1 protein-coding gene is annotated in these 953 nt (G+C 59.3%); it reads right to left on the bottom strand.

Going from position 1 to position 953, the window contains the following annotated elements:
- Positions 1-20: 20 nt before the first annotated feature.
- Positions 21-953 (bottom strand): ISLre2 family transposase (locus AMA01_RS13450; RefSeq protein WP_156468472.1); only part of this gene is annotated, 933 nt, incomplete at its 5' end.

Genomic DNA, 953 nt, shown 5'->3' with positions numbered 1-953 from the left:
GACCCCACTGGGTAGATTGATTAGGCCACCGTAAACGAAATCCTGGAAAGTTCACGTAAGACGTACTTCACCCAGGGTCGGTCCGCGTGCGGACCGACCAATGCTGGCATCTGCCTTTCAAGCCACCTCACTGCCTCCTTAGCATGCCTTGTGAGTTCGGCCTCGTTCACTCGCTTCCCATTGGCCAGTTCGTTCGGTTGTACTTCGAAACGAGAAAGCCTACGCACCCGCAGGGGCTCCTGATTCGAGCGAGCTGCGACAAGCCGTACGAGCGCATCCGCCCCTGACTTGCTCCAACGTGCCCCGTGGCGCTTCATCCGGCGCGCCACGTGGTGGAACACTTGACCCTCTATCGTACCCAGACTCACCACGTCACCATCGCTCACGATGCCTTCCCAATTCTTCTCCATGTACGACTTCAGCTTCGAGATACGCTGCTTCTTCGCTCCTTCGCTTTGGCTCTCCGCCTTCCTCAGGACTTTTTCAACCTGTGACCAATCCCCGCTTCCTACCGCATCCCATACCTTCCGGTAGGCCTGCGTCTCCCGCCCCAAGGCCCCAGCTATTGCGCGCCGTAGGTGAAAGGGATCCAATCGATATCGAGCTCCAGGGAGCATCTCGACGCCCTTCTTCGCCCATTCCGCGCCGTCTGCACCGACCCAGCATCGTTTCACACTGGCCCAGTCCCATACGCGCCCAAACGATGCCACTGCCCCCTCCCAGAAGCGTTCGGCCTCCTCAGTCCCCACAACCACCTGCCGATTCATGAGGGCACGCCGCTCACGCCCTTGCTCCTGCTTGCCTTCATACGCCACGGCCACTTTCAGTTCGAAGTGTGATTGACCATCTTCCGCCCTGCGCCCGCGCACGTACACGCCATCCGCTTCCACAAAGAGCGTCTCCACTTTGCTCGTCCCTGATGGAACTTCTCCTTGTTCGAATACCTTCTCGCG

This window comes from Alicyclobacillus mali NBRC 102425 (assembly GCF_001570745.1).
Taxonomy (GTDB): Bacteria; Bacillota; Bacilli; order Alicyclobacillales; family Alicyclobacillaceae; genus Alicyclobacillus; species Alicyclobacillus mali.
Note: the sequence above shows the minus strand (reverse complement) of the source record. Positions and strands in the feature narration are given on the sequence as shown.